The sequence below is a fragment of the Opitutus sp. sgz309028 genome, from assembly GCF_059821195.1.
Window position 1 is genome coordinate 1,233,094 of sequence record NZ_JCAMRR010000002.1, and the last position, 24,785, is coordinate 1,257,878.

22 protein-coding genes and 1 tRNA gene are annotated in these 24,785 nt (G+C 65.4%); 16 read left to right on the top strand and 7 right to left on the bottom strand.

Annotation, left to right across the window (positions count from 1 at the left end):
• Positions 1 to 296: 296 nt before the first annotated feature.
• Positions 297 to 836: a DJ-1 family glyoxalase III gene (locus tag AC6RV7_RS10835; protein WP_500093992.1), complete on the bottom strand. Its 540-nt coding sequence runs from the start codon at positions 834 to 836 to the stop codon at positions 297 to 299.
• Positions 837 to 921: 85 nt separating this feature from the next.
• Here AC6RV7_RS10835 and AC6RV7_RS10840 point away from each other — a divergent pair, with 85 nt between their 5' ends.
• From AC6RV7_RS10840 to AC6RV7_RS10860, 5 genes are all read left to right on the top strand, one after another.
• Complete coding sequence (locus tag AC6RV7_RS10840) at positions 922 to 1,824, top strand: NAD-dependent epimerase/dehydratase family protein (RefSeq protein WP_500093993.1); 903 nt, start codon at positions 922 to 924, stop codon at positions 1,822 to 1,824.
• A 126-nt stretch (positions 1,825 to 1,950) separates the two neighbouring features.
• The gene (locus AC6RV7_RS10845; RefSeq protein WP_500093994.1) at positions 1,951 to 2,259 is read left to right on the top strand and encodes a YbaB/EbfC family nucleoid-associated protein; all 309 of its coding nucleotides are present in this window, start codon (positions 1,951 to 1,953) and stop codon (positions 2,257 to 2,259) included.
• A 66-nt stretch (positions 2,260 to 2,325) separates the two neighbouring features.
• A complete protein-coding gene (recR, locus tag AC6RV7_RS10850) occupies positions 2,326 to 2,922 on the top strand; it encodes a recombination mediator RecR (RefSeq protein ID WP_500093995.1) in 597 nt (198 codons plus the stop codon).
• Positions 2,923 to 2,964: 42 nt separating this feature from the next.
• Positions 2,965 to 3,039, top strand: a tRNA-Gly gene (locus tag AC6RV7_RS10855).
• A 60-nt stretch (positions 3,040 to 3,099) separates the two neighbouring features.
• On the top strand, positions 3,100 to 3,327 hold the full coding sequence (locus AC6RV7_RS10860; RefSeq protein WP_500093996.1) for a hypothetical protein: 228 nt from the start codon (positions 3,100 to 3,102) through the stop codon (positions 3,325 to 3,327).
• A gap of 69 nt (positions 3,328 to 3,396) precedes the next feature.
• On the opposite strand, the gene dxs is transcribed toward AC6RV7_RS10860, so the two are convergent.
• Together dxs and xseB are read right to left on the bottom strand one after the other, a co-directional pair.
• A complete protein-coding gene (gene dxs, locus AC6RV7_RS10865) occupies positions 3,397 to 5,331 on the bottom strand; it encodes a 1-deoxy-D-xylulose-5-phosphate synthase (RefSeq protein ID WP_500093997.1) in 1,935 nt (644 codons plus the stop codon).
• Positions 5,332 to 5,360: 29 nt separating this feature from the next.
• Positions 5,361 to 5,603: an exodeoxyribonuclease VII small subunit gene (xseB, locus tag AC6RV7_RS10870; RefSeq protein ID WP_500093998.1), complete on the bottom strand. Its 243-nt coding sequence runs from the start codon at positions 5,601 to 5,603 to the stop codon at positions 5,361 to 5,363.
• 137 nt (positions 5,604 to 5,740) lie between these two features.
• Between xseB and AC6RV7_RS10875 the strand changes: the two genes are divergently transcribed.
• Both AC6RV7_RS10875 and AC6RV7_RS10880 read left to right on the top strand, forming a co-directional pair.
• On the top strand, positions 5,741 to 6,988 hold the full coding sequence (locus AC6RV7_RS10875) for a M48 family metallopeptidase (protein ID WP_500093999.1): 1,248 nt from the start codon (positions 5,741 to 5,743) through the stop codon (positions 6,986 to 6,988).
• Positions 6,989 to 7,068: 80 nt separating this feature from the next.
• Positions 7,069 to 8,007 carry an endonuclease/exonuclease/phosphatase family protein gene (locus AC6RV7_RS10880; RefSeq protein ID WP_500094000.1) on the top strand — a complete coding sequence of 313 codons (939 nt, stop codon included), beginning with the start codon at positions 7,069 to 7,071 and terminating at the stop codon, positions 8,005 to 8,007.
• A gap of 13 nt (positions 8,008 to 8,020) precedes the next feature.
• Here the strand turns inward: AC6RV7_RS10880 and AC6RV7_RS10885 are convergent, their stop codons facing one another.
• A complete protein-coding gene (locus AC6RV7_RS10885; RefSeq protein ID WP_500094001.1) occupies positions 8,021 to 8,938 on the bottom strand; it encodes an IPT/TIG domain-containing protein in 918 nt (305 codons plus the stop codon).
• A gap of 45 nt (positions 8,939 to 8,983) precedes the next feature.
• Between AC6RV7_RS10885 and hemW the strand changes: the two genes are divergently transcribed.
• The 3 genes from hemW to AC6RV7_RS10900 are packed head-to-tail and all read left to right on the top strand — an operon-like array spanning position 8,984 to position 12,128.
• Positions 8,984 to 10,222 (top strand): radical SAM family heme chaperone HemW, encoded by a 1,239-nt coding sequence (gene hemW / locus AC6RV7_RS10890; RefSeq protein ID WP_500094002.1) that lies wholly within the window; start codon positions 8,984 to 8,986, stop codon positions 10,220 to 10,222.
• Complete coding sequence (locus AC6RV7_RS10895) at positions 10,219 to 11,103, top strand: SAM hydrolase/SAM-dependent halogenase family protein (protein WP_500094003.1); 885 nt, start codon at positions 10,219 to 10,221, stop codon at positions 11,101 to 11,103. The genes hemW and AC6RV7_RS10895 overlap by 4 nt, the downstream gene beginning before the upstream one ends.
• Complete coding sequence (locus tag AC6RV7_RS10900) at positions 11,070 to 12,128, top strand: M23 family metallopeptidase (RefSeq protein ID WP_500094004.1); 1,059 nt, start codon at positions 11,070 to 11,072, stop codon at positions 12,126 to 12,128. The genes AC6RV7_RS10895 and AC6RV7_RS10900 overlap by 34 nt, the downstream gene beginning before the upstream one ends.
• Before the next feature lie 121 nt (positions 12,129 to 12,249).
• Here the strand turns inward: AC6RV7_RS10900 and AC6RV7_RS10905 are convergent, their stop codons facing one another.
• Entirely contained in the window at positions 12,250 to 12,618 is a 369-nt protein-coding gene (locus AC6RV7_RS10905) for a TPR end-of-group domain-containing protein (RefSeq protein WP_500094005.1), read from the bottom strand.
• A gap of 6 nt (positions 12,619 to 12,624) precedes the next feature.
• Entirely contained in the window at positions 12,625 to 13,092 is a 468-nt protein-coding gene (locus tag AC6RV7_RS10910; protein WP_500094006.1) for a Fur family transcriptional regulator, read from the bottom strand.
• Positions 13,093 to 13,202: 110 nt separating this feature from the next.
• Between AC6RV7_RS10910 and priA the strand changes: the two genes are divergently transcribed.
• The 6 genes from priA to AC6RV7_RS10940 all read left to right on the top strand — a co-directional run bounded on the left by priA (position 13,203) and on the right by AC6RV7_RS10940 (position 23,077).
• Complete coding sequence (priA, locus tag AC6RV7_RS10915) at positions 13,203 to 15,440, top strand: replication restart helicase PriA (protein ID WP_500094007.1); 2,238 nt, start codon at positions 13,203 to 13,205, stop codon at positions 15,438 to 15,440.
• 129 nt (positions 15,441 to 15,569) lie between these two features.
• Positions 15,570 to 16,448: a CheR family methyltransferase gene (locus AC6RV7_RS10920; RefSeq protein WP_500094008.1), complete on the top strand. Its 879-nt coding sequence runs from the start codon at positions 15,570 to 15,572 to the stop codon at positions 16,446 to 16,448.
• Positions 16,449 to 16,528: 80 nt separating this feature from the next.
• Entirely contained in the window at positions 16,529 to 18,628 is a 2,100-nt protein-coding gene (locus AC6RV7_RS10925; RefSeq protein WP_500094009.1) for a hybrid sensor histidine kinase/response regulator, read from the top strand.
• Between the two features lie 73 nt (positions 18,629 to 18,701).
• On the top strand, positions 18,702 to 20,117 hold the full coding sequence (locus tag AC6RV7_RS10930; RefSeq protein ID WP_500094010.1) for a UDP-N-acetylmuramate--L-alanine ligase: 1,416 nt from the start codon (positions 18,702 to 18,704) through the stop codon (positions 20,115 to 20,117).
• Between the two features lie 81 nt (positions 20,118 to 20,198).
• Positions 20,199 to 22,286, top strand: a complete 2,088-nt coding sequence (locus AC6RV7_RS10935; protein WP_500094011.1) for a PDZ domain-containing protein — start codon at positions 20,199 to 20,201, stop codon at positions 22,284 to 22,286.
• Positions 22,283 to 23,077 (top strand): S1 family peptidase, encoded by a 795-nt coding sequence (locus AC6RV7_RS10940; RefSeq protein WP_500094012.1) that lies wholly within the window; start codon positions 22,283 to 22,285, stop codon positions 23,075 to 23,077. The genes AC6RV7_RS10935 and AC6RV7_RS10940 overlap by 4 nt, the downstream gene beginning before the upstream one ends.
• A gap of 63 nt (positions 23,078 to 23,140) precedes the next feature.
• On the opposite strand, the gene rimO is transcribed toward AC6RV7_RS10940, so the two are convergent.
• Positions 23,141 to 24,553, bottom strand: coding sequence for a 30S ribosomal protein S12 methylthiotransferase RimO (rimO, locus tag AC6RV7_RS10945; protein ID WP_500094013.1), 1,413 nt, complete (start codon positions 24,551 to 24,553; stop codon positions 23,141 to 23,143).
• Positions 24,554 to 24,785: the final 232 nt, after the last annotated feature.

A 24,785-nucleotide genomic window follows, 5' to 3' on the forward strand; every position in this document is an offset into this window, starting at 1 on the left:
TCAGGGCGTCTCGGTCAAACGCGGCCCGGCATCGTCGCCATCGGCCTGCGGCTGAGGTTCGGGTGCGTGGACACAGTCAATGGGAACATTGACGTAAATTGCTGATCTATCACTAAATAGAAAAAAATACGGCGCCGGGAGAGCAGGCTTTGCCCCGTCGCTTCTGGCAAAAAAAGCAACTTCGGTCGGTCGCAAGAAAGCTGGACCATTATTTCGAAGAGCTAGGGGTTAAACCCTATTCCGATGGCGTCAATCCAAAGGACGCCGCCGCGCGCTCTCGCCGCGGAAATCGAGGCTCACGCGCAGATGGCGGCCAGCACCTCGCGTGCTTTTTCGATGGATACGAGTCTTTCGACCAGCGCAGCACCGAAGTCGAGGGCAGTGCCCGCACCACGGGAAGTGATGACGTTTCCGTCGATCACCACGCGTTCCTCGGCGAGCCGGTGGGGCAGTTCGGCAGCGACGGAAAAATGAGCGGTATGGCGCCGGCCTCCGAGCACGCCGGCGTCGAGCAGCACGGTGGGCGCGGCGCAAATCGCGGCCAGCCAGCGGCCGGCGGCGTGGTGCCGCTGGACCAGCGCACGAACACGTGGATCGGCGCGGAGGAATTGGGTGCCGGGACCGCCCGGAAGAAAGACGCAGTCGAAATCACGGCCTTCCACAGCGCTCAGGGGCGTGTCGGCATGGGCGGTGATGCCACTGCGGCCGGTGACGTGGATGCCTTCCGGTAATGCGGCGAGCGTCACCTCGACTCCGGCGCGTCGCAGCAGATCGACCGGCGTGAAAGCTTCGATTTCTTCAAATCCGTCCGCGAGGAGCGTGAGAACGGTGGGCATGGCCGGACGAAACCACTCCCTCACGGGGAGCACACCTCTTTTTTGATCCCTTTTCCGGAACAGGTCTGCATGAGTAATTTCGAGAATGGATTTTTCCTCGAAACGGTTGGTCGTGTTTGGCGCCGGCTATGTGGGCGGCGAAGTGGCGCGGCAGGCGAGGGAGCGCGGGTGGCAGGTGACGGCGCTCACGCGTAATCCCGAGAAGGCGGCTGCGCTCGCCGCGCACGACATTCAGGTAATCGTGACCGATCTGGCGACGGGGGACTGGCATGCGCAGATCCCGGGCAGCGCGGATTTTGTGTTGAACGCGGTGAGTTCCGGCGGCGGGGGCGTCGACGGGTATCGCCACAGTTATGTCGACGGCATGAGCTCGATCCTGCGGTGGTCGGCGTCGACGGGCGGCATCGGCACACTGGTCTACACCAGCAGCACCTCTGTTTATCCGCAGAATGGCGGTATCGACGTCGACGAAACCGCAGGTCACGAAGGCGTCGGCGAACGCGGGGAGATTTTGTTGGCGGCGGAAAATGTTTTGCGAAACGGCGCGGCGGACGCGGGCTGCCGGCGCTGGTTTGTCCTGCGGCTGGCGGGACTCTACGGGCCCGGGCGCCACCACCTGCTCGAACAAGTGCGCAGCGGCACGGTGTCCGGGCGGGGCGAGCATCGGTTGAACCTGGTGCATCGCGACGACGTATGCGCGGCGATTTGGGCGGCGTTTGCTGCGCCGGCGATGGTGGGAAACGACGTCTTCAACCTCGCGGACGATCACCCTGCGCGCAAGGCGGAGGTCGTCGCCTGGTTGGCGGAACGGCTCGGCGTGGCGATGCCGGCTTTCAGCGGACATCCCGCAGGCGGTCGACGCTCGGTGACGCCGGACCGCGCCATCCTGAACACCAAAGCGCGCGACGTGCTGGGCTGGCGCCCGCGGTTTACGAGTTTCCGCGAAGGCTATGCGGAAATCCTTTCTTCGAGCGCGGCTCAAAAGTGAACACGTCCATGAAAGGGGCTTGGCTCGCTTTCACTTTCGGCCCACTCATTCTCACGCTCTTGCATCCCTGAACTGTTCTCGTCCGTTTCATTTTCACCCTCAACTTCACCTTAACTTTCTCCCCTCATGGCCGGCGTAGGCAAACTCCTCAAACAAGCTCAGAAAATGCAGCGTGGCATCGAAGCGCTCCAGGCGCAGCTCGAAGCCAAGGAGATCGATGTCACGAGCGGCGGCGGCGCCGTGAAGATCAAGATCAACGGCGCGGGTAAATTCCTCGCGCTGTCACTCGATCCCGAATTTTTGAAGGAAGACACGAAGGTCGTGTCCGATGCGGTGCTCGCGGCGGTGCAGGACGCGGCCAAGCAGGCGAAGGATTACAACGATGCGGAGATGCAGAAGGTGACCTCGGCGTTCCAGATGCCGGGATTCATGTGAGCGGCGATGGCCGAGCCGCGGCCGCTCACGAGCTTGGAGCGAAAAGCCCCAAAGTCGGACACCTGAATGTCTGCTTTCGATAAACTGCAGCAGCAGTTGAAACAATTGCCCGGGCTGGGCTTTCGCTCGGCCGAGCGGGTCGCTTTGCACCTGCTCGTCGAAAAGCCGGAGCGGCTGCCGCTGCTGGTGGAGGCCTTGCAGGAAGCCGCGCGACGCGTGCGGCGCTGCACCCGCTGCGGCAATCTCGCCGAGGCGGAATTGTGTCCGATATGTGCCGACGAGCGGCGCGAGCAGTCGCTGGTGTGCATCGTCGAGCAGGTGCCGGACCTCGTCGCACTCGAGCGCAGCGGCGCCTACCGCGGCGTTTACCACGTGTTGCACGGGAAACTCTCGCCGCTGCATGGCGTCGCTCCCGAAGACCTGAATCTTGCGTCACTCCTCGCCCGGGTGGAGAGCGGAGCGGTGGCGGAATTGATCCTCGCGCTCTCCAATGACGTGGAAGGGGAGGCGACGTGCCACTATCTCACCGAGCAACTGGCGGCGTCGGACCGCGAGGTGAAAGTGACGCGCATCGGTTTCGGCCTGCCGAGCGGCGGCGGGGTGCTGTATGCGGATTCGGTGACGTTGAAGAGCGCGCTGGAGGCGCGCCGCACGTATTCTTGATTGCAGTCGAACCTGCGGTCGCTTTGCTTCCGCGCATCCCTTGCGGGCGTAGTATATCGGCTATTATGTGGGCTTCCCAAGCCTGAGAGGCGGGTTCGATTCCCGCCGCCCGCACCAATCCCTTTCAGCCCAACTCCCCACCGCGAAAGCGGCAACCACCACTGAAAGTCGTATCCCATGAAAGTCGTAAAATCCCTCGCGGCCATCCTGGCCCTTTCCTTCCTGACCGCCGGCTTTGCGTTCGCCAACGACCAAGCCTCGACCGATGCCAAACTCGCGAAGTGCTGCGCGAAGGCTGCGAAAGACGGCAAGGAGTGCACGCACGCCTGCTGCGTCGAGGCCATGAACGCCGGCAAGAACTGCGAAAAGTGCGGCGGTAGCGGCGCGGCCGAAAAGAAAAAGTAAACCGCCCGTTTCGTTCTTACACCCAGCCGCCCGCGCCAATCGCGCCGGCGGCTTTTTGCTGCGCGCAACTCACACGTCGGCCGCGACGTGCTCGGCGCTGAGATGCCGCCAGCGGTCGACCACGCGGCGATACATGTCCTCGAACGACAGCCCGTGCGCGGCCCGCAACGTTTCGACGCTGCTGCCGTGCTCCACAAATTTGTCCGGCCAGCCGATCCGCTCCACGGCCGCCGGGCAATTCGCCTCCTGCAGCGCTTCGAGCACGGCACTGCCGAAGCCGCCGGTGACGACATGGTCCTCGAGTGTAACCAGCAAAGGGATACAAGCCGCGTGGCTGAGCAGCAGCGTGCGGTCGAGCGGTTTGACGAAGCGGGCGTTGACGACGCCCACGGAGAGGTTCTCCTCCGCCTCGAGCCGGGCGGCGAGCTTCAGCGCGTCCTGCACCATCGGACCGAGCGCCCACAGCATGATGTTGGAGCCCTGTCGCAGCACCTCCGCCTGGCCGATCGGCAGCAGGGCGGGCTCGGGCTTCAGCGGGACGCCCACGCCGGATCCGCGCGGATAACGGACGAAAGCCGGCGCGCCGAGTTGCAGGCTCGTGTGAAGCATGTCGACGAGTTCGTCCTCGTCCTTCGGCTGCATCACGGTGACATTCGGCACGCAGCGCAGGTAGGCGAGATCGAACAGGCCGTGATGCGTGGGACCGTCGTTCGGGGAAAGCCCTGCGCGGTCCAGGCAGAACGTCACCGGCAGATTCTGCAGCGCGACGTCGTGAATGATCTGGTCGTAGGCGCGTTGAAGGAACGTCGAGTAAATCGCGCACACCGGCTTGATACCCTTAGTGGCGAGGCCGGCGGCAAAGAGCACCGCGTGTTCCTCGGCGATGCCGACGTCGAAGAACTGCCGCGGCAGCGCGGTGGCCAGATGCGACAGACCGGTGCCGCTGGGCATCGCGCCGGTGATCCCGACGATCATCGGGTCGGCCTGGGCGAAGCGCGTCAGCGCCTGCCCGAAGACGTCCTGATAGTTTGGCGCGGAGGCGGCCGATTTCGTGTTCTCGCCGGTGACGGGATCGAACGGACTGGCCCCATGGAAACGCTCGGGAAAGTTGATCGCGGCGTTGAGCCCCTTGCCCTTCTTCGTGAGCACGTGCACGAGCACGGGCACGTCGCAGTTTTTGGCAAACTCGAGGTTCTTCGCGAGGGCGTCGAGGTCATGGCCGTCGACCGGGCCAAGGTAGCGCAGCCCGAATTTTTCGAAGAGCGACGACTCGACGAAGAAGTCCTTCGTCTCGCGCTTCCACTTTTGATACATCCGGTTCATCTCCACGCCGCGCTGGAAGCTCGTGAAGAATTTTTCGATGTCGTGGTGGATCTTGTTGTAGGTCGGGCTGGTGGAGATCCGGTTGAGGTAGGCGGAGATGGCGCCGACGTTTTTCGCGATCGACCACTCGTTATCGTTGAGGATGACGATCAGGCGCTTGGTGGAGGCGACGACGTTGTTCAGCGCCTCCATCGTGATGCCGCAGGTGAAAGCGGCATCGCCGCAGATCGCGATGACGTGTTCGCCCGTGCCGCGGAGATCGCGCGCGGTGGCCATGCCAAGCGCCGCGGACAGCGCGGTGCCTGCGTGGCCGGCGCCGAAAGCGTCGTGCGGACTTTCCGCCCGGGAGAGAAAACCGCTCGCGCCGTCGGTGTGGCGCAATCGGCGGAAAAACTCGCCGCCGCGGGCGGTGAGCAGTTTGTGCACGTAGCCCTGGTGAGCCACGTCGAAGACGAACTGGTCCTCGGGCGTGGTAAAAATGCGATGCAGCGCGATCGTGAGCTCGACGACCCCGAGATTGGGGCCAATGTGTCCGCCGTTTTTCGCGGTAACCGCGATCAGTTCGTCGCGAATCTCCTGGGCGAGCTGCGGCAACTGGCCCGGCGGGAGCGCTTTGACATCGGCCGGACCGCGGATGGTGGCAAGCAGCCGCGGAGGCGTTTCGGGGGCGGAATCATTCATTCAACAGAGCGGAAGCGAAACGCGGGCGATCAGGCGTCGCCGGCGGCATCGAAAGAGGAGAAGGCGACGCCGTCTTTCTGCTTCTTGAGCAGTTCGATCTTGAGTTCGGCGTCCTTCAGGCGGGCCTCGCAGATCTTCAGAAGCTTGTTTCCCTCCTCGAACTTCGCGAGCAGGTCGGCGAGCGGAATCTCGCCGGACTCCATCGCCTCGACGATGGATTCGAGCTGCTCGAGCGCGGTCTCGAAGGAGAGTTTCTTGTCAGTGGCTTCCACAAGCGCGAACGATGCGCCGGGTGGGGGGCTTTTCAATCAAAACGTGGGCCGCTCCTGTGTCAGCACGCCGCCGGGACGGGCCGCGCGGCGTCGCGATTTTGCGTTGGCGACGTTCGAAAACCCGTCTGCATGACGGAATGTTAATTGTGATGCTGGTGACGGCGGGCCTGCTGGGATTGCGGCTGTTGGGTGATCTGGTGCTGACGGCGCTCAACCGCGCCGAAGTGCGCCGCCACGCCGCCACGCCGCCGCCGGCGGTGGCGGCGATCATGGACGAGGCGACCTACCGCAAATCGGTCCGCTACACGTTGGAGCGCTCCAGCTTCGGCATGCTCACCAGTGTCTTCGACACGCTGGTGCTCGCGCTCTTTGTTTTCGGCGGCGTGTTGCCGTGGTTGTTCATGAGCGCGATCGGGTGGGGCGCCGACGAGGCGGTCTGGACGCGCGCGTTGTTCATCCTGATCGCCGGCGTGCTCTTGTCCGTCCCCTCGCTGCCGTTCGACTGGTGGGAGCACTTCCGACTCGAGGCGAAGTTTGGCTTCAACAAAAGCAGCGTGCGCTTGTGGTTCACCGACAAGTTGAAAGGTATGCTGCTGATGCTCGCGATCGGCTTTCCGCTGCTTTGGGCGCTGTTGTCACTGGTCAACTGGGTCGGGCCGACGTGGTGGATCTGGGCCTTTGCGCTGCTGTTCGCGTTTCAGCTGCTGATGCTGGTGCTGTATCCGAAGCTGATCCTGCCGTTGTTCAACAAGCTCACGCCGCTGCCCGAGGGCGACTTGCGTCACCGCCTGCTGGCGCTCGGCGATCGCACGGGTTTCAAGGCGCAGACGATCGAGGTGATGGACGGCAGCAAGCGCTCGGGACACTCGAACGCGTTCTTCACGGGCTTCGGCCGTTTCCGGCGCATCGTGCTTTTCGATACGCTGATCGCTCAGCTGACGCCGGAGGAGCTGGAGGCGGTGCTGGCGCACGAAATCGGCCACTATCGCCGCGGCCACATCCCGAAAATGCTCGCGCTGTCGGCCGCGCTGATGCTCGCGGCGTTTGCGGTCATCGCGTGGCTGGCGGCGAATCCGTGGTTCAATCTCGCCTTCGGATTCCCGCCGGGCGAGATCGCGCCGGCGTTCCTGTTGTTCGGACTTTTGAGCGGTGTGGTGACGTTCTGGTTCTCGCCGCTGAGCAACGCGTTGTCGCGGAAATACGAATACGAGGCGGATGCCTTCGCGCGCGATGCCATGGGCGGGGCCGGCCCGATGGTCGGCGCGCTGCGCAAGCTCGCGCAGAAGAATCTCACGAACCTCACGCCGCACCCGTGGTTCAGCGCGTTCCACTACTCGCACCCGACGCTGGTCGAGCGCGAGCGGGCGCTGACGCAGCCGGCTTGAGGGGCGGAGCCGCGGCGGGGTCCGGGAGAAACGGTTTGCGCCGGCGGGCGGGATCGCGCTCTCTCGTGGTCTCCGGCGTCATGAGATGGACTTTCGTCGCAGCGTTCTGGCTTGGTTTTCTCCTGTCGGAATCTGCGGGCCGCGAGTCGCTGACGATCGCCACGTATAATGTGGAAAACTACGGGCTCGCGAACCGGATGACGGACGCCGGGTTCAGGCCGGAGTATCCAAAGCCCGAGCGCCAGAAAGCGGCGCTGCGGCGGGTGATCCGGGCACTGAACGCGGACATCGTTGTTCTCCAGGAAATCGGCGGGGAAGCCTACCTCGAGGAGCTGGCCCGGGATCTGCGCGGCGAGGGCTGCGATTACCCGTTTCGTGCGATCGTCGACGCGGCGGATGCGGAGCGGAAGCTCGGCCTGCTCGCGCGTGTGCGCCCGGTCGCGTTCGTGCCGCATGCGGGGCTCACGATCGCTTATCGGGGCGAAGTCGTGTCCGTGAAACGCGGACTGCTCGAGGCGCGGTTCGCGACGCCGGCCGGCGAGCTCGCGTTGTTCGGCGTGCATTTGAAAAGTCGCTACACCGATCGCGCCGACGATCCGCAGTCGGCTGCGCGGCGAACCGCGGAGGCGGCGTCGATCCGCGACGCGGTGTTGCGCGTGTTTCCGGATCCGTCCCTGGCGTTGTTCGTCATCGTCGGCGACTTCAACGACAGCAAGGACAGCCCGGCGCTGCAGCGTTTCCGGCGGCGCGGGCAGACTCCGCTTGCGGAACTGATGCCAGCGTTCGATTCACGCGGCGAGGCGTGGACGCATGCCTATGCGAAACGCGATACGTATACGCGGGTCGATCACGTGTTGCTCTCGCCGGGGCTGCGCCAGCAAGACGGGATCGACGCAATCGCGCGGGTGTTCGATGGCGACGGCGTGCGCGAGGCCAGCGATCACCGGCCGGTGGTGCTCACGTTGCGCTTCGACGGGCAACAAAAAGGCGGGTCCGAAGACCCGCCCTTGGCGAAATAAAAATCCGATTCGGTTACTGGACCGACACCGGGACCGTGACCTCGCCGGCGCCGTAGCCTTTCAGGAACAAGCTGCCGCTGCCGGGCCGGCCACCCTGAACGTTCACCGTGACGCTGGTCTGGCCCTGCGGCACGATCACCTCGGGCATGATCACGCTCTCGGGCACGTCGGTGGTCAGGTCGAGCAACAGGCCGCCGGCGGGGGCGGGATTGGGCACGGTGAAGGTCAGCGACTGCGTTTCCCCGCGACGCAGCGTCAGTGCGGACGGCGAAACGGTGAGGTTGCTCGCATCGATGCGGAACGTGCCGACCGGCGAGGTGCCCGCGGCGCTGCCGAGTGTGACCCGGTAGTTCTGGCCGGGCGTCAGCGCGGGAACGAAAAAGCTCAGGGCATTCGGCGATTCGTAAACCGTGCGCGTGGCGGTGCTGTCGAAATAAATCACGTCCTGCGGGGTGAAACCGCGGCCGAGCACGCTGATGCGCGCGCCGACGGGACCGCGATTGACCTCGAGCGAGAGCACGTAGCGGTGCACGACCGAGGCCTGGGTGACGCCAGAGTAAGTCTGCGCCGGAGACGAACCGTTGTTGGACTGCACCTGGTAATCGACGAGGAAGTAATAGGCGAACGCGTCGCGACCGGCGGGCAGTTGGTAGTCGAACTCGTAAAGGTTCTCTCCCAGCGGGCTTTTCGTCATCGGGAAGTTGCGACCGTCCACCACGATCTGCGGACGAAGGCTGCCGGGGACGATGGTGTGCGCTTTCGGTGTGACGCGCAGCGTGATGGTGTAAATCTGCGAGGGATTTTCCGGCAGCGAGGCGGGCGTGAGATTGGACAGGACAACGCCCTGGCAACCGGCGAAAAGGAGCAGACCCAGCGCGGCGCCGAGCCCGAAAAGGAATTTCCTCGCGAGGAAAAGACGGTTGATATGCATTGAATTTTTGAGCGTGAAAACCGGGCGGATCAAGGCGCGTTAGTAATGAGTCACTTTGCATCAGAGCAAGCCAAAGCTGAGACGGGCAAACCGTTGGGACTCTACGTGCACGTGCCGTTCTGCGCCTCGACCTGCGACTTCTGCGCGTTCTACCAAACCAAGCCGACCGCGCAAGGGGTGAAAAGTTTCCTGAACGGCATCGCGAGCGAGGCGGACCTGGTGTCGTGGTCGCGACCGGTGACCACCGTGTTCTGGGGCGGCGGCACGCCCGGCCTGCTCGCGCCGGCGGACCTCGCGCGGCTCGCCGCCCAGGTGCGCGCGCGCTGCGGCGGCACGCCGGCCGAGTGGACGGTCGAGATGGCGCCGGCTTCGGTGACGGTCGAGCGTTTGCAGGCGCTGCGCGACGCGGGCGTGACGCGGATCTCGATGGGCGTGCAGAGCTTCCAACCCGTGCTGCTCGACGCGCTCGGCCGCCAGCACACGCGCGAGCAGGTCTATCGCGCCTACGAACGCGTGCGCGCGGTGGACTTTCCGAGCGTCAACCTCGACCTGATGTTCGCGCTGCCGGGGCAGACGGAGGCGGAATGGCGCGAGGATGTGCGTGAGGCGGTGCGGCTCGCCCCGGATCACCTCTCGACTTACTGCCTCACGTTCGAGGAGGACACCGCCCTGTGGGTGAAGCTGTCGCAGGGTCGGGTAAAACTGGATACGGAGCATGAGGCGCGGCTTTACGAAGCCACCTGGGCCCAGCTGGCCGGCGCGGGTTACGCGCAATACGAGGTGTCGAATTTCGCGCGGCCGGGTCATCGCTGTGTTCACAATCTGAATACTTGGCGGATGCACGAGTGGATCGGGCTCGGTCCGTCGGCGGCCTCGCAGCAGGACGGGATGCGCGGCGCGAACATCGCGGATCTGGAGCAATGGCTTGCGCGCGTCGCCCGGGGCGAGCGCGTGACCGAGGATCGCGTGGAGCTGACGCCGGCGGCGCTTGCGGAGGATGCGGTGATCTTCGGGCTGCGGATGAACGACGGCGTCGACCTCGCTCCGTGGCGGGCGGCGGCGCCCGGCGCGCCCTGGGCACAGGTCGAGGAACTGCTGAAGCGGCTGGCCGACGCGGGGCTCGCGGTGCGCGCGGGCACGAACGTGCGGTTGACAGACCGCGGGCGATTGATTGCCGATGCGGTGGGCGCGGAGGTGATGGAGGCGTTCGATTCGCCGGCGGAGAAAACTCCGTCGGAACGATCGTCGGAACGGCTCCCGCCGCTGCCGTCCGCTTCACGATGATACGCTGCGTTTTGATTTTCCTTTCGAGCTTCGCGCTGGCACGCGCGGGCGCGCTGGTGCTGCAGACCGATTTCGGCACGAAAGACGGCGCGGTCGCCGAGATGAAAGGCATCGCGGTGGGCGTGAGCCCGCGGCTCGCGATCCACGACCTGTCGCACGAGAACACGCCGTTCGACATCGGGGAGGCGGCGTATCGGTTGAAGCAGGCGGCGCCGTATTGGCCGGCGGATACGGTGTTCGTCTCGGTGATCGATCCGGGCGTCGGCACCGCGCGCAAATCCGTCGTGGTGAAAGCGGGCAACGGGCAGCTGTTCGTCGGTCCCGACAACGGCACGTGGACGCTGATCGCCGAGGAGATCGGCATCGCGGCGGTGCGCGAGATCGACGAGACGAAGCACCGGCGGCCGGGCTCGGAGCGGTCGCACACCTTTCACGGGCGCGACGTGTATGCGTATGTTGGCGCCCAGCTCGCGGCGGGTGCGCTGGCGTTCGACGATGTCGGACCGGCGTTACCGGACGTCGTCCGCCTGCCCTACGAAAAGGCGCGGCGGGAGGGCGACACGCTCGTCGGCGCGATTCCGTATTTGGATTTTCAATTCGGCAACGTCTGGACGAATCTCGGCGAGGAACTGTTCGCGCAGCTGGGGCCGGTGGCGGGCGAGCGTTTCCGGGTCACGATCGCGCGCGGCGCGGACGTTGTGTTCGAGGGCGAGCTGCCTTACGCGCGGACCTTCGGCGACGTGCCGGAGGGGGCGCCGCTGCTTTATTTGAACAGCTTGATGAACGTAGCCGTGGCTCTGAACCAGGGAAATTTCGCACAACGACACGGCGTCGCCTGCGGCGCCGGGTGGAGCATCCGGATCAGGAAGGCGAAACCGTGAGGAAGCGCATGACGGTGGGGGTGGGCGCGATGCTGTGCGCCCTGGCGGCTTGGTCGTCGGCGGCCGCGGCGGCCCCACGTGTGGAGCTGGCCTGGCCGACGCCGGGCAACGCGTGGACGGAAGGCCGCCCGGCGCGGGAGTTTCTGCAGCATGCGGGCTCGGGCGATCCGGAGTCGGGCGGATTTGGCGGCGTGCGGAGTGGAGGCCGCCAGTTTCACGAAGGCATCGACATCAAGCCGAGCGCGCGCGACCGGCAGGGCGAGCCGACCGATCCGGTTTTTGCGGCGATGGACGGCGTCGTGCGCCACGTGAGCGCCGTCGCGGGCCGGAGCAGTTACGGCCGCTACCTCGTGCTCGAGCATCCCGGCGTGAGCCCCGCGGTTTACACGCTCTACGCGCATCTCGCGCGCATCGATCCGTCGGTGCGCGTGGGCGCGAGCGTTCGGCGCGGACAGGTGCTGGGCACGATGGGACACACCGCCGGCGGCTACACGATTCCGCGGGATCGGGCGCACTTGCATTTCGAAATCGGTCTGCGGGTCACGGACGATTTTCAGGCCTGGTATGACTCGCGGAAATTCGGCAGCCGCAACGATCATGGCCTTTGGAACGGCATGAACCTGATGGGCATCGATCCGCTGGATTTCCTTGAGGCGTGGCGGGCGCGTCGGGTGAACAATTTCGACGAGTATTTCGCGGAAATGGCGGTGGCGGTGCGGCTGAAAATCGCCACGCGCCGCGTGCCTGATTTCGTGCGCCGTTATCCGTCGCTCGTCACGAAACCGCTGCCGATGATCGTCGGCGGCTGGGAGATTAGTTTCAACTGGTCCGGGATTCCGTTTCGATGGACGCCGCTGTCCGGCGCCGAGACGGCGGGCATGACGCTGAACCGGCCCGAGATCGTGGAGGTGAACCCGTCCGAGACGCGCCGCGATCGGAGCAAGGCGCTCGTCGCCCAAGCGCGTGGCATCTGGCGTCCGGTCGACGACCTGAACACGGTGCTGCAGCAGTTGGGACTACGATAAGCGTCGGCGCGAACATGAGCCCGACGTTCTCGTTGGGCGGGAGGGCTTGCGACCGACGATCAACCCGACGAGGACGTCGGGTCCACCTCAGGCGGTTACACTTGGGTGTTGCCGCCGCGCTTCAGCTCTGCGGCTTGAGCTGATTGAGGAGTGCGACGAATTCCGGGTGATCCTTCAGACCGTCGAGGTCGGGATCCTGCTGCATCCAGTCGAAGTCGTTGTAGCCGAGTTTCACCGCTTCGCGCAGCGCGCGCAGCGCGTCGGCCTTGCGTTTCACGAGCGCCAGGCTGCAGGCGAGATTGTAATGGGCGGTCGCGTTGGAGGGCCGCAGGCGCACGAGTCGGCGATCCATCTTCAGCCCGTCCACGATCCGGCCTTGTTTGGTGTAAAGCCCGCCGAGAATCTCGATGACGTCCGTGTAGGTGGCGTCGCGTTTGAGCACCGACTCGAAAAAACGAATCTCGAATTCAGGATCGTTGGGTCGCGACATGGCGGTTCAGGAGGCGCGGCGCGGACAGGAGCCGGTGAGGCGAAGGGTGTCGCATCGCGCGCTGACCTGGAGCCGCTGCGAAACGGGCGTCAGGCCCAGCTTCGAGGAGACCGTATTGCCATACCAGCTCATGAACGGCGCGCTGATCTCGAAAATCTTGTCGCAATCGAGACACACGACCTGCGCCACCTGGGTGCTGCCGCCGTCCTCGTTGGGATGATAGAACTTTTCTCCCGAGCCGATATCAACTTCGCGCAGCAACGCGCTCTCCGTCATGATGGGCAGCGTGCGGTAAACGGTGGCGCGCGACACGGAGTCGTCGATCGTGCGGGCGTAATCGAGCAACTCCTCTGCCGTGAAGTGCTCTTTCTGCGCCACCGCCGCGTCGAAAATGGCCAGCCGCTGATTCGTCACGCGCAGACCTTTTTGCGTGAGGAATTTTCGGAATTTTTCGCGGGCCGCAGGGATGTTCACGGCAAAAATGTCCGTCCGGTCGCGGGGTGTGTCAATGCGTTCGTGGCTCTCGCGGGCTCCCCGCGCGCTCCGTCTTGCCATGCGGGAAACGCTGCTCCGTGATCGCTCGAATGACTGTCGGCGTCCATCCGCTCGCGGGCTTCGATAAGCTCCTGCACTACCGCGTGCCCGAAGACCAGCGCGACCTCGTCGCGGTGGGCTCGCTCGTGCGCGTGCCGGTGCTGCGGACGCTGCGGCTGGGAATCGTGGGCGAGATCGGCGCGCCGGCGGATTTCCCGATCGAGAAGCTGAAAAGCATCGCGCAGGTCGTGCATCCGTTTCCGGCGCTCTCGCCGGAGTTGCTGAAGCTCGCGCGCTGGATGGCGGGCTATTACGCCTGCGGCGTCGACAGCGTGATCGAGACGATGCTGCCCGCCGCGGTGCGCAACGGAGCGACGGTGAAACACGAAAAACTGCTCGCGCTCTGCACCAAGCTCGCGGACGACGAACTCACCCAACTCGAGAAACGCGCACCGGCGCAGGCGAAACTCTATCGGTTTCTCGCGCAGCAGTTTCGCCCGCAGAAAAAGTCGCTGGTCCTCTCGCGGCTGGACGTCAGCGCACCGACGGTCGCTTCGCTCGTGAAAGGCGGCGTCGTGCGCGAGGAGATCCGCCGCGTCGAGCGCGTCGCCTATCACGACGATTTCGCGCACGGCGAACTGGTGGCGTCGCAGCCGCACGCCCTCAATGTCGAGCAGGCCGCGGCGGTGGCGGCGCTCGATGCGAGTCTCGCCGAACAAAAATTCGGCGTGACGCTGCTGCACGGCGTGACCGGTTCGGGCAAAACCGAAGTTTACCTGCGCGCGATCGACACCGCGCTGAAGAGCGGCGGTGGCGTGATTTTTCTCGTGCCGGAAGTGGCGTTGACGCCGCAGACCGTCGCGCGGCTGCGCTCGCGGCTCGAGGCGATCGCGCCAGCGCATCGTTGCGTCGTGTGGCACAGCCATTTGAGCGAAGGCGAGCGATTCGACGGCTGGCTCGCGCTGGCGACCGGCGAAGCGCGAATCGTCGTGGGCGCGCGTTCGGCAATTTTCGCGCCCGTGCAGGATCTGCGGTTGATCGTCGTCGATGAGGAACACGAACCCGCTTACAAGCAGGACGAGACGCCGCGTTATCACGGCCGCGACGTGGCGGTGATGCGCGCGAAGTTGAACGGCGCCGTGTGCCTGCTCGGCTCGGCGACGCCGTCGCTGGAGAGTTTCGCCAACGTCCTCGCCGGCAAATACCGCCAGCTCACGCTGACGCAGCGCGTCGACGCGCGCCAGCTGCCGCACATCGAGATCGTCGATCTGCGCATCGAGGCGATGAAGCAGCGCGCACTGCCGACGCTCTCGCGCCGGCTCGTCGACGCGATGTATGCGCGTTTCGAGCGTCGCGAGCAGACGATCCTGTTCATCAACCGCCGCGGCTATTCTTCGTCGATGCTCTGCACGAAATGCGGGCATGTGGAGGAGTGTCCGCATTGCAGCATCGCGTTGACGTATCACCGGGCCGACGAGTTGCTGCGCTGTCATCTGTGCAACCACCAGAAACCGGCGCCGCCGCGTTGCCCGCAGTGCGGCGCGCCGGATATTCGCTGGAAGGGACTGGGGACGCAGCGCGTGGAGGAAGCGGTGCGACGCGTGCTGCCGCGCGCCAGGATCGAGCGGATGGACACCGACGCGATGGCGAAGAAAAACCGGTTTCGCGAGGTGCTGGCGCAGTTTCGCGCCGGCCGGATCGACGTGCTCGTCGGCACGCAGATGATCGGCAAGGGACTCGATTTTCCGAACGTGACGCTGGTCGGCTTGATCGACGCGGACATGTCGATGCACATCCCGGATTTCCGCGCCAACGAGCGGACGTTCCAGCTGCTCGTGCAGGTGGCCGGGCGGGCGGGGCGGGGAGATCGCGCCGGCGATGTGATCGTCCAAACGTTCACGCCGCAGGCGGAGCCGATCCAGTTTTCGCGGCAGGCGGATTTCGCGGGCTTCGCCGAATCGGAGCTGAAGCTGCGGCGCGATTTTCATTACCCGCCTTACCGGCACCTCATCCATCACCTGTTTCGCGGACCGAATCCGGAGAAGCTGAAGTTTTTCGCGGAGCAGTGGGCGCGACTGGTCGAGAAGGAGCTGAGCGGCAAGGTGGAGTTGCGCGGCCCGTCTGCCTCGCCGATCGAAAAGATCAAGGACGAGTATCGCTGGCAGCTCTGGTATTTCACGAACGGCGTTTCGAAAGTGGTGCCGGAGCTTGCGCGGCTGCGTGCGGGGTTCGCGTGGCCGGACGACATCACGCAGGTGCTCGATGTGGACCCGGTCAATCTCATGTAAATGGCATTTGTTTTGGGAAGAGTTCACGTTGGCGTGAACTTGGTTTGACTCGCCCGTGGCCGGGCCTGTTTGCTGGCGGCTTGCGCAATCGTCCGGCGGATTGCGTTTTTCCCTTAGCCGTATCGCGAGATGAAGCTGGAACACCTGTTTTTTGAAGGACTGGCCGCCCCCCGTCGCCGACCGGCTCCGGCCGCGCGTCCGCGAACCTGGATCGCCCAGCCTGCGGTTCCGGTCGACGCGGAAGCGGAGCAGTTCTTGCAGCAGATTTTCGCCGCGCCGGGTCTGCGTCTGGAGGCTTATCGCGCGCGGGCGCTGATGCGCCGGGTGTCGGCTTGTCTGCGCTATCTGCGGGTGAACTCGGTGCGCGAGGGGAGCGCGCGACTCGAACGGGACGAGCGGCTGCGAGGCGAGTTGTTGAACGTGGTCCTGCTCGGGGTGACCGGTTTTTTTCGCGACACGACGGTGTTTCATGCGCTCGAGCGTGAAGTGATCCCCGAGCTGGCGAGAAAGACCGCGCGGTTGCGAATCTGGAGCGCGGCGTGCTCGGACGGACTGGAGTTGTATTCGATCGCGATGCTGCTGGCGGAGAAAGGCTGGCTGCGCAGCAGCGAGCTGCTCGGCACGGATCTGAGGAGCACGGCGATCGACCGGGCGCGCGCGGGAGTTTTCGGGGGCGAGACGCTCGAGAATCTCGAACCGCGCTGGCGCGATGTCTATCTTCAGCAGAACGCGACGACGGTGGCGGTGGCGCCCTTCCTCCGCCAGGCCGTGCGTTGGGTCGCGGCGGATCTTCTCCAGGAGGTGGCGCCGGGTCCATGGCATCTCCTGCTCTGGCGGAACATGGCCATCTATCTCGACGGCGAGGTTGCGGACACGCTCTGGGCCCGGTTGTGCGCGGAAGTCGCGGAAGGCGGCTTTCTGGTGGTGGGCAAGGCCGATCGTCCGCCGAAGCGGCTGCCGCTCGTGCGCGTGGCGCCGTGTATTTTTCAAAAACGTATCGCCGGATGATTTCTTCCCATCGCTTACCGTCCCATTGGCCGGGCACCTTATTTGTTGTCGGACTAACCGTCGTATGGACGGCGGTTCGCTTGTGGGCGTTTCCGGATCACGTTTTTCCGCTCACGTATGTCCTGCCGTTGATGGCCGCGGTCTGGACGCGCCGCAGCTGGCACGCCTGGGGCATGGCGCTCGTGTTTATCCTCGGCGCCGTGATCCGGGCGACGATCGTCGAAGCCGAGACGGCGGCAGACGTCCAGCGCGGCCTGATGCTGACGGCCACCTTGCTCAACATCGGCATCGGCATGGCGGTTGTTCTCGCGATCATCCGGCTCCGGAACCATCTGGACGCTCACAACGCACGCCTGACCGAGCAGAACGCCGAACTGGAGGCGCAGGCGGAGGAACTCGCCCAGCAGAACGAGGAAATCAAAATCCAGACGGAGGAACTGGCGCAGCAGAACGAGGAAATCGAATCGCAGGCCGAGGAGTTGACCGGCCAGAACGAGGAGCTGCAGTCCGTGAACGATCGCATCCGTCTGCGCGAAGAAATCCTGCAAGGCTTGCTCGAGTCGACGCGCCTGCCGTCGTCCAGTCTGGCGGTGCTGGAAGATACGTGCCGGCGTTCCCTTTCGGCGATCGGCCGCCCGGCTGACTGCGTGGCGGTGCTGCGCATCGATCCGGACGCGTTGCGCATCAAGGTGCAGGCCTGCCACGAACCCCACGGTCGCGTGCCGGAGGAATGGCCGCTCGAAGGCTCCATCGCGCAGGTGGTGATCGAGAAGGATTGCACGGCCTATGTCTCCGACCTGACGAAGCAGCGCGAACTGGCGGCGCCGTTTACGCCCGCGGATCGCATTCGCTCCATCCTGGCCACGCCGCTGCACGTCGGCGGGAAAACCTACGGCATTGTCGTCGCCTGCAGCGTGACGGAGTCCCATTGGACGCAGGAGCAGTTCAGCGTGATCGAATGGATCGCCGCGCAATGCGGATTGATCGTCGAAGGCATCCGGTGGCAGAAGGTCTTGCAGCAGCGCACGCAGGAGCTGGAGCGCGTCAGCCAGGCGAAGGATCAATTCCTCGCGATGCTTTCGCACGAACTGCGCACGCCGCTGACGCCGGTGCTCGCGGCGGCGGGTGGATTGGAAAGCGACGAACGCCTTCCGGCCGACGCCCGCGAGGATCTGCGCATGATCCGTCGCAACGTTTCGATCCAGAGCCGGCTGATCGACGATCTGCTCGACCTTACCCGGCTCGGTCGCGGCAAGTTGGATCTGGAGAAGCAGACGCTGGAACTGGCGGTGCTGCTGCGCGAGACCGCGGGAATCGTCGCTCCGGATCTCGATGCCCGCAGCCAGACGCTGGTCGTGGAGATCGATGCGGTGGACGGTTGCTACGTCGACGGCGACGGCGCGCGGCTGCAGCAGGTGTTTTGGAACATCCTCAAGAACGCGATGAAGTTCAGCCCGCCGAAAGCGCGGATTCTGCTCTCCGCGCGCATGGTCGCGGACGATCCTGGCCGCGTGGCAATCGACATCGTCGACCACGGACTCGGCATCGCGGCCGAAAATATCGAACGTATCTTCAAACCGTTCGAGCAGGTGTCGCCCGCGGGCAAACAACGCGGCAGCGACGCCGGTCTGGGCCTGGGACTGGCGATCGTCAAAGTGATCGTCGAGCTGCACCAAGGCACCGTGAAGGTGAGCTCGGATGGGGTGGGGCATGGCTCGACGTTCACGGTCGAATTGCCGCTGGTGTCCGCACCAGAACCTCGGGCACTCCCCCCGGCGCCGACCACCGGGCCGTCTGCCCGCCACGCCGATGACCGCAAGCTGCGGATCCTGCTGGTCGAGGACCATGTGGACACCGGTCGCGTGCTGGCACGCCTGTTGCGCAGCGGCGGCTACGAGGTGGAACATGCGGATTGCGCAGCGGCGGCGCTCGAGCTCTTCCTCGCGCGCGAGTTCGATCTCGTGATTTCGGATCTTGGGTTGCCGGACGAAAGCGGCCTCGTGCTCATGAAAAGGCTGCGCGAAATCGATCCCGAGATCGACGCCATTTGTCTCAGCGGGTATGGCATGGAGGACGATTTGCAGGCCTGCCGGGAGGCGGGATTCACCGAACACCTGACCAAGCCGGTCGACGTGCAGCGGTTGCGGGCGTCCATCCGACGGATCTCCACCAGCGCTTAGCGACCAGCACTCGGGGCGGTGCAAGATCGGCTTTGCGCCGCGCCGATTTCGTGCACGCTGGGACGTCATTGCGATGAAAGTCTACTTCATGGGCATTTGCGGCACGGCGATGGGCAACGCGGCGCTGCTGGCGCGCTCGGCCGGGCACGAGGTGATGGGCGCCGACGCCGGGGTGTATCCGCCCATGAGCACGGTGCTCGCCGAGGCGGGCATTGCGCTGCATGAGGGCTACGATGCCGCGCGGCTCGAACGACTCGCGCCCGATCTGGTGGTGATCGGCAACGCGATGTCGCGCGGCAATCCGGAGGTCGAGTGGCTGCTCGAGACCCGCGCGCTGCCGTTCACGTCGCTGCCCGCGATGTTGTACGAACTGGTGCTGAAGCGCCGCCGCAATCTCGTGATCTGCGGGACGCACGGGAAAACGACCACCACCTCGCTCACGGCGTTCCTGCTACGGGAGAACGCGCGCGATCCCGGTTTCCTCATCGGCGGCGTGCCGCTGGATCCGCCAGTCGGCGCACACCTCGGCGGCGCCACGGAGCCGTTCGTGATCGAGGGCGACGAATACGACAGCGCGTTCTTCGACAAGCGCAGCAAGTTCATTCATTACGCGCCGCACATCGCGGTGCTGAACAATCTCGAGTTTGATCACGCGGATATTTTTCGCGATCTCGCCGACGTGCAGCGGACGTTCACGCATCTTTCCCGGATCGTGCCGCGCAACGGCTTCGTCGTGCTCAACGGCGACGACGAGAACCTCCGCGCCCTGGGGCCGCTGCCGTGGACGCAGGTCGTGCGCGTGGGCGTGAACGAAAAATGCGACGTGCGGATCCTGAACTTCACCGAGTCGGCTGACCGCGCGCGTTTCTCGCTCACCTGGCGCGGCGCGCCTTGGGCCGAGATCGCGTGGACCCAGCCCGGGCTGTTCAACGCGCGCAACGCCGCGATGGCGGCGACCGCGGCCGGCCTCGCGCTCGCGCCGGAGAATCCAACCACGCTCCAACTCGGCGCGCTGGCGCGATTCCGCGGCGTGAAGCGGCGCCAGGAAATCTTGCTGCGCACGCCGCGACTGACCGTGATCGAGGACTTCGGCCATCATCCCACGGCGCTTGCGGAAACGCTGCATTCGTTCCGCGCGCGGTTTCCCGGTGCGCGGCTGACCGCGGTGTTCGAGCCGCGCAGCAACACGGCCCGCACCAAGGTGCTCGAGGCTGGCTTCATGCGCGCGCTCGCGCTCGCCGACGAGGTTTATCTCGGCACCGTCAATCGCGCGGAAAAACTCAGCGCCGGCGATCGCTTCGACACGATTGCGGTCGCACAGCATCTCGAAGCGCTCGGCGGCGAGGCGCATACGGCGACCTCGAACGCGCTGCTGCTGGAGAAGCTCCTCGCGAATCTGGGCGGGTCTGCCCAGCCGCGAGTGGTGGCGTTTTTCACCAACGGATCCTTCGACGGCATCATCGGCCAATTCGTCGCCGCGATGCGATAACGCGGGAGTTGCTGCCGCAAGGACGCTGCAGGAAGCGCTTGCGTCACGCCGATTCGTGGACCTGCTTGCCGACGTTACCCTATGAACGTTCGTAGCCCGGCAGGTGTGTGGCGTCGACTGGCGATCTGGCTGCTGTCGACGACGGTGATCGGAAATACGGTGCCTCTGCTCGCGCAGGCTCCCGGTGCGCGGCCGGAGAGCGCGACGGTCGCGTCGAGCGACCCGATGCTGCAGCGGGTTTTTCCGTCGATCGTGCGCATCGAAGCGATCCGGCTGCGGCCCCACGACGGACGACTCACCAAACAGTGGACCGGCGGCAGCGGCGTGATCATCTCCGCCGAGGGCCACGTGCTCACCAACTGCCACGTGACCGACGACGGCGATTACTTTCGCTGCTATCTCTACGACGGCTCGCACGTCGATGCGCGGCGGGTGGGGCAGGATGCCCTGACCGATCTCGCCGTGCTGCAGCTCGACCTCACGCAACGCGACCACGCCGCCGGCCCGCTCGCCGTGGCGCAGTTTGGCGATTCGGATACCTTGAAAGCCGGCGAGGAAATCTTCGCCCTCGGAAGCCCCGGTTTCCTCGCGCAGTCGGTCACGCGCGGCGTCGTCTCCAATCCCTCGCTCGTGCTGCCGGAGCAGACCGCCGGCAAGATGATGCTGCGCGGCGAGAACGTCGGCGATCTCGTGCGCTGGATCCTGCATGACGCGCGCATCTTCGGCGGCAATAGTGGCGGGCCGCTCGTCAATCGCGCCGGCGAGATCGTCGGCATCAACGAGCTGGGCGTCTTCAACCTGAGCGGCGCGATTCCCGGCAATCTCGGCCGCGTGGTCGCGGAGAGTCTCATCCGCACCGGGCAGGTGATTCGCGGCTGGTCGGGCGTCACGGTGCAGCGCCGGCTCGAGGCGGATGGCGCTGGCGCCGGCGTGGTCGTCGCCGATGTGGCCGAGGGCTCGCCGGCATCCAAATCGGGGATACAGCCAGGCGACGTGATCCTGGCATGTGACGGACACAAGGTCGAGGGCGCCGAGGAAAAGGCCGTGGCTCATTTCAATCGTCTCGAGGCGAGCAAGCTCCCCGGACAACCCGTGGCGCTCGAATTCGAGCGCGACGGTCAAGTCCGGAAAGCCACGGTCGAACTGGTGGCGCGCCAGCCGGCGCAGGCCGACGACGTGGAAGTGCGCAGCTGGGGCGCGGTGGTCCGCGACCTGACGTTCAGCCTCGCGCGGGACGAACGCCTGCCCGATCAACGCGGCGTCTGGCTGGAGAACATCCGCCCGGCCGGCCCCTGCGGTCAGGCCGAACCGGTGCTGCGACGGGAAGACGTGATCGTTGGCGTCGATGGCCACGCGGTCGCGAACGTCACGGAGCTGCGAGCACTGACGGAGAAGTTGCTGGCCGACGCACCGGAGCGGAAGCGCACGGTGCTCGTCGCCGTCCGGCGCGAGGGTGCGCTGATCAGTTCCGTCGTGGAACTGCGCGAGACGACCGATCGCAGCGTCACTCAGCTGGCGCGCAAGGCCTGGCTCGGCGCGGCCTCGCAGCCCCTGACTCCGAAGCTGGCGGCGCGCCTGGGCATCGGCGCCGCGGGCGGCGCGCGGCTGACGCGCATCTATCCGGCGACCCAGGCGGAAAAAGCCGGCCTGCAGGTCGGCGACGTCGTGCTGGCGATCGACGGCGTCGACGTGACGGCCCGTCGCGCCGAGGATACGGACGTATTGGCCCGCCAAATACGACAGTATCGCGCGGACACCACGGCGGTGTTGGCCCTCTGGCGGGACGGCAGGAAAATCGAACTTCCGGTGGTGCTGGAGACGCAGCCCGAGCCTCCGGCGGAGATGCCGTGGTGGGAGGATCGCGATCTGGAATTTTCGGCGCGGGACATTGCGTTCGACGATCGCGTGCGGTTGCAGCTTTCGCCCGACGCGCGCGGCGTGCTGGTGGAAAGCGCGACGCCGGCAGGTTGGGCGGCGCTCGCCGGGTTGCGCAGCGACGACGTGATCGAGGCGGCAGCCGGGATGCCGATCGCCACGCTTGCGGATCTGAGGGCCGCGCGCGAAGCCGTCGCCGCCGGGAATCAAAACTGGTGGGTGCTGCTCGTGCGGCGCCGCGGCCAGACGCTTTTCGTCGAGATCAACCTCCAACCCGCCCGCTCCAAATCATGAAAGCCTGTCGTTTTCACCGCCTCGCCGCCGCGCTCGCTGTGGCGGTGCCGTTCGTCTCCTCCATTGCCGCGGCGCCGGAACCGCACGCCGCCGCCCAAGCGCTCGTCCAGCGTTACGCGGACGCCGTTATCGGCGTCGAACTCGTGGTGACGCTGAAAGTGAAGATGGGCGACCGCGAAGCGCCGCCGCGCGAACAGCGCGTCGAGGTGAACGGCACCGTGATTTCCGAAAGTGGCTTGACCGTCGCCTCGCTCGCAGAGGTCGACCCGCAGGTGGCCTTCGAAGCGATGCGCGCGATGCCGGGGCCCAATTCCCGGGTCGAGTTGCTCGGGGCCGATTTCAAGGAAGTGAAGCTCCGGCTTGCCGACGGCACGGAGCTGCCGGCGCGATTCGTTTTGAAGGACGTCGATCTCGATCTCGCGTTCATGGCGCCGGTGGACAACGCGGCCGCGGAGCCGCGCCGTTTCGCGCACGTGAATCTGGAAAACGCCGCGGAAGGCGCCACGCTGGGACGCTTCTACACCGTGGGGCGCGCCCCGAAAGTGCTGCAGCGTGTGCCCTTGATCCGCGCGACCGACGTGATGGGCATCGTGGAAAAGCCCCGGCGTTTTTATCTGATGACCGACTTGATGCTCGGCGCGCCGGCCTTCGATCTCGAGGGACGCGTGCTCGGAATCGCGCTGCAGAATTTCGCCAACAACCGTCGCACGGGGGTGGTGATCCTGCCTGCGTCCGACGTGGCCGAGATCGCGCGACAAGCGGCGACCGCCCAGGCGGCGAATCCGGAGTGACGAGCTGGCCTCGCCGTCGCGAAGCCTGAGGCGTCGCGACGAGCGAAACCGCACGCGCGGCTTTTACTGTGCCTGTTTCGCGATCTTCCGCGTTGTCGGCAATTCACCGGCGGGCAGCGCGAGTAGATCGTAATCCTGATAGCCGGTGATCTTCACCTCGACGAATTCGCCGACAGGAAGATCGCGCGGGATGTAGACGCGTCCGTCGATGTCGGGCGCATCCGCTTCGCCGCGAGCGACGCCGGGTTCCTCGACGAGCACCTTGAGCGTGCGGCCGACGTAGCCTTTGCTCACCTCGGCGGCGATTTCCTTCTGGAGCGCCATCGTGCGGTGCCACCGCGCTTCCTTTACCTTGGCTGGAAGCTGTTCCTCCATTTTCGCCGCGCGCGTGCCTTCCTCCTGCGAATAACGGAAAACGCCGAGACGCTCGAACTTCGTTTCGCGGATGAACTCGCAGAGCTCGGCGACGTCCGCCTCGGTTTCCCCGGGGAAGCCGACGATGAACGTCGTGCGGATCGCGATGCCGGGAATGCCGGCGCGGATCCGGCGGATCAGGTCGCGGATGTAATCGCCGCTGGTCTCGCGTTGCATCCGGCCGAGCATGTGGTCGCTGATGTGCTGGAGCGGAATGTCGATGTAGCGCGCGACCTTCGGGCACTCGGCGATGGTCTTGATGAGCTCGTCGCTCCAGTGCGCGGGATGCGTATAGAGCAGGCGGATCCAGAAATCGCCCTCGATCGCGTTGAGCTGGCGGAGGAGCGTCGTGAGCGCGGTGCCGCGGGTCGAATCGACCGGCGTGCGCGGATTCGGCCGCTGCTCCCAGGTGTCCATGCCGAAGAACGTCGTGTCCTGCGAAATGAGGTCGATCTCCTTCACGCCTTCCTTCACGAGCTGGCGCACCTCGGCGACGACGCTCTCGACGGTGCGGCTGCGATGCCGGCCGCGGATCTGCGGGATGATGCAGAACGTGCACGGGTGGTTGCAGCCCTCGGCGATCTTGACGTAGGCAAAATGTTTCGGCGTGAGCCGGAAGCGCGGCGTATCGTAATCGGGGATATACGTCGACCGGCCCTCGATGAAGGAAACGGGCGCGTCCTTTTTGCCGCGCTCCTTCGCGTAGATCTCCTCGATGATCGGCGCTACTTTCGTGACCTGGTCGAGGCCGATGAACGCGTCGACTTCGGGCATCGCGCTCGGGAGATCCTTGGAAAACCGCTGCGACATGCAGCCGGCCACGATCAGCTTCTGCTCCTTGCGGCGCTTGCGCATGCCGCGGTTCTGATGGACCTCGAGGATGTGGCCGATGGATTCCTCCTTCGAGGAGTCGATGAACGAGCAGGTGTTGACGATCACGACGTCGGCCTTTTCGGCCTCGGGGATGACGGCCATGCCGGCTTTATGAAGGTGGCCGACCATGATCTCGCTATCGACGAGATTCTTCGCGCAACCGAGGGAGATGAGACTGACTTTGATCATGAACGTGTGGCGAACGGGCCCCGGCGAAAAGGAGCCAAACAAAACAGCCCCGACGAGTCGGGGCCGCTACAAACGGGAACGTTGCGCGCGGGCTTACTTTTTCTTCGCGGTGGCGGTGCGAGCTTTCTTGCGCTTGAGGTAAGCGATGCGGCGTTTGCGTTTGATCTTCTTGTTCAGTTGTTGGCCCATAGGAGGAGGAAAAGGGGCCCCAGCATCCGGCTCGACGCGCGTG

Bases quoted from the DNA above. Each gene is read 5' to 3' on its own strand.
- AC6RV7_RS10835 (WP_500093992.1), bottom strand. From the start codon at position 836: ATGCCCACCGTTCTCACGCTCCTCGCGGACGGATTTGAAGAAATCGAA.
- AC6RV7_RS10840 (WP_500093993.1), top strand. From the start codon at position 922: ATGGATTTTTCCTCGAAACGGTTGGTCGTGTTTGGCGCCGGCTATGTG.
- AC6RV7_RS10845 (WP_500093994.1), top strand. From the start codon at position 1,951: ATGGCCGGCGTAGGCAAACTCCTCAAACAAGCTCAGAAAATGCAGCGT.
- recR (WP_500093995.1), top strand. From the start codon at position 2,326: ATGTCTGCTTTCGATAAACTGCAGCAGCAGTTGAAACAATTGCCCGGG.
- AC6RV7_RS10860 (WP_500093996.1), top strand. From the start codon at position 3,100: ATGAAAGTCGTAAAATCCCTCGCGGCCATCCTGGCCCTTTCCTTCCTG.
- dxs (WP_500093997.1), bottom strand. From the start codon at position 5,331: ATGAATGATTCCGCCCCCGAAACGCCTCCGCGGCTGCTTGCCACCATC.
- AC6RV7_RS10875 (WP_500093999.1), top strand. From the start codon at position 5,741: ATGTTAATTGTGATGCTGGTGACGGCGGGCCTGCTGGGATTGCGGCTG.
- AC6RV7_RS10880 (WP_500094000.1), top strand. From the start codon at position 7,069: ATGAGATGGACTTTCGTCGCAGCGTTCTGGCTTGGTTTTCTCCTGTCG.
- AC6RV7_RS10885 (WP_500094001.1), bottom strand. From the start codon at position 8,938: ATGCATATCAACCGTCTTTTCCTCGCGAGGAAATTCCTTTTCGGGCTC.
- hemW (WP_500094002.1), top strand. From the start codon at position 8,984: ATGAGTCACTTTGCATCAGAGCAAGCCAAAGCTGAGACGGGCAAACCG.
- AC6RV7_RS10895 (WP_500094003.1), top strand. From the start codon at position 10,219: ATGATACGCTGCGTTTTGATTTTCCTTTCGAGCTTCGCGCTGGCACGC.
- AC6RV7_RS10905 (WP_500094005.1), bottom strand. From the start codon at position 12,618: ATGTCGCGACCCAACGATCCTGAATTCGAGATTCGTTTTTTCGAGTCG.
- priA (WP_500094007.1), top strand. From the start codon at position 13,203: ATGACTGTCGGCGTCCATCCGCTCGCGGGCTTCGATAAGCTCCTGCAC.
- AC6RV7_RS10920 (WP_500094008.1), top strand. From the start codon at position 15,570: ATGAAGCTGGAACACCTGTTTTTTGAAGGACTGGCCGCCCCCCGTCGC.
- AC6RV7_RS10930 (WP_500094010.1), top strand. From the start codon at position 18,702: ATGAAAGTCTACTTCATGGGCATTTGCGGCACGGCGATGGGCAACGCG.
- AC6RV7_RS10935 (WP_500094011.1), top strand. From the start codon at position 20,199: ATGAACGTTCGTAGCCCGGCAGGTGTGTGGCGTCGACTGGCGATCTGG.
- AC6RV7_RS10940 (WP_500094012.1), top strand. From the start codon at position 22,283: ATGAAAGCCTGTCGTTTTCACCGCCTCGCCGCCGCGCTCGCTGTGGCG.
- rimO (WP_500094013.1), bottom strand. From the start codon at position 24,553: ATGATCAAAGTCAGTCTCATCTCCCTCGGTTGCGCGAAGAATCTCGTC.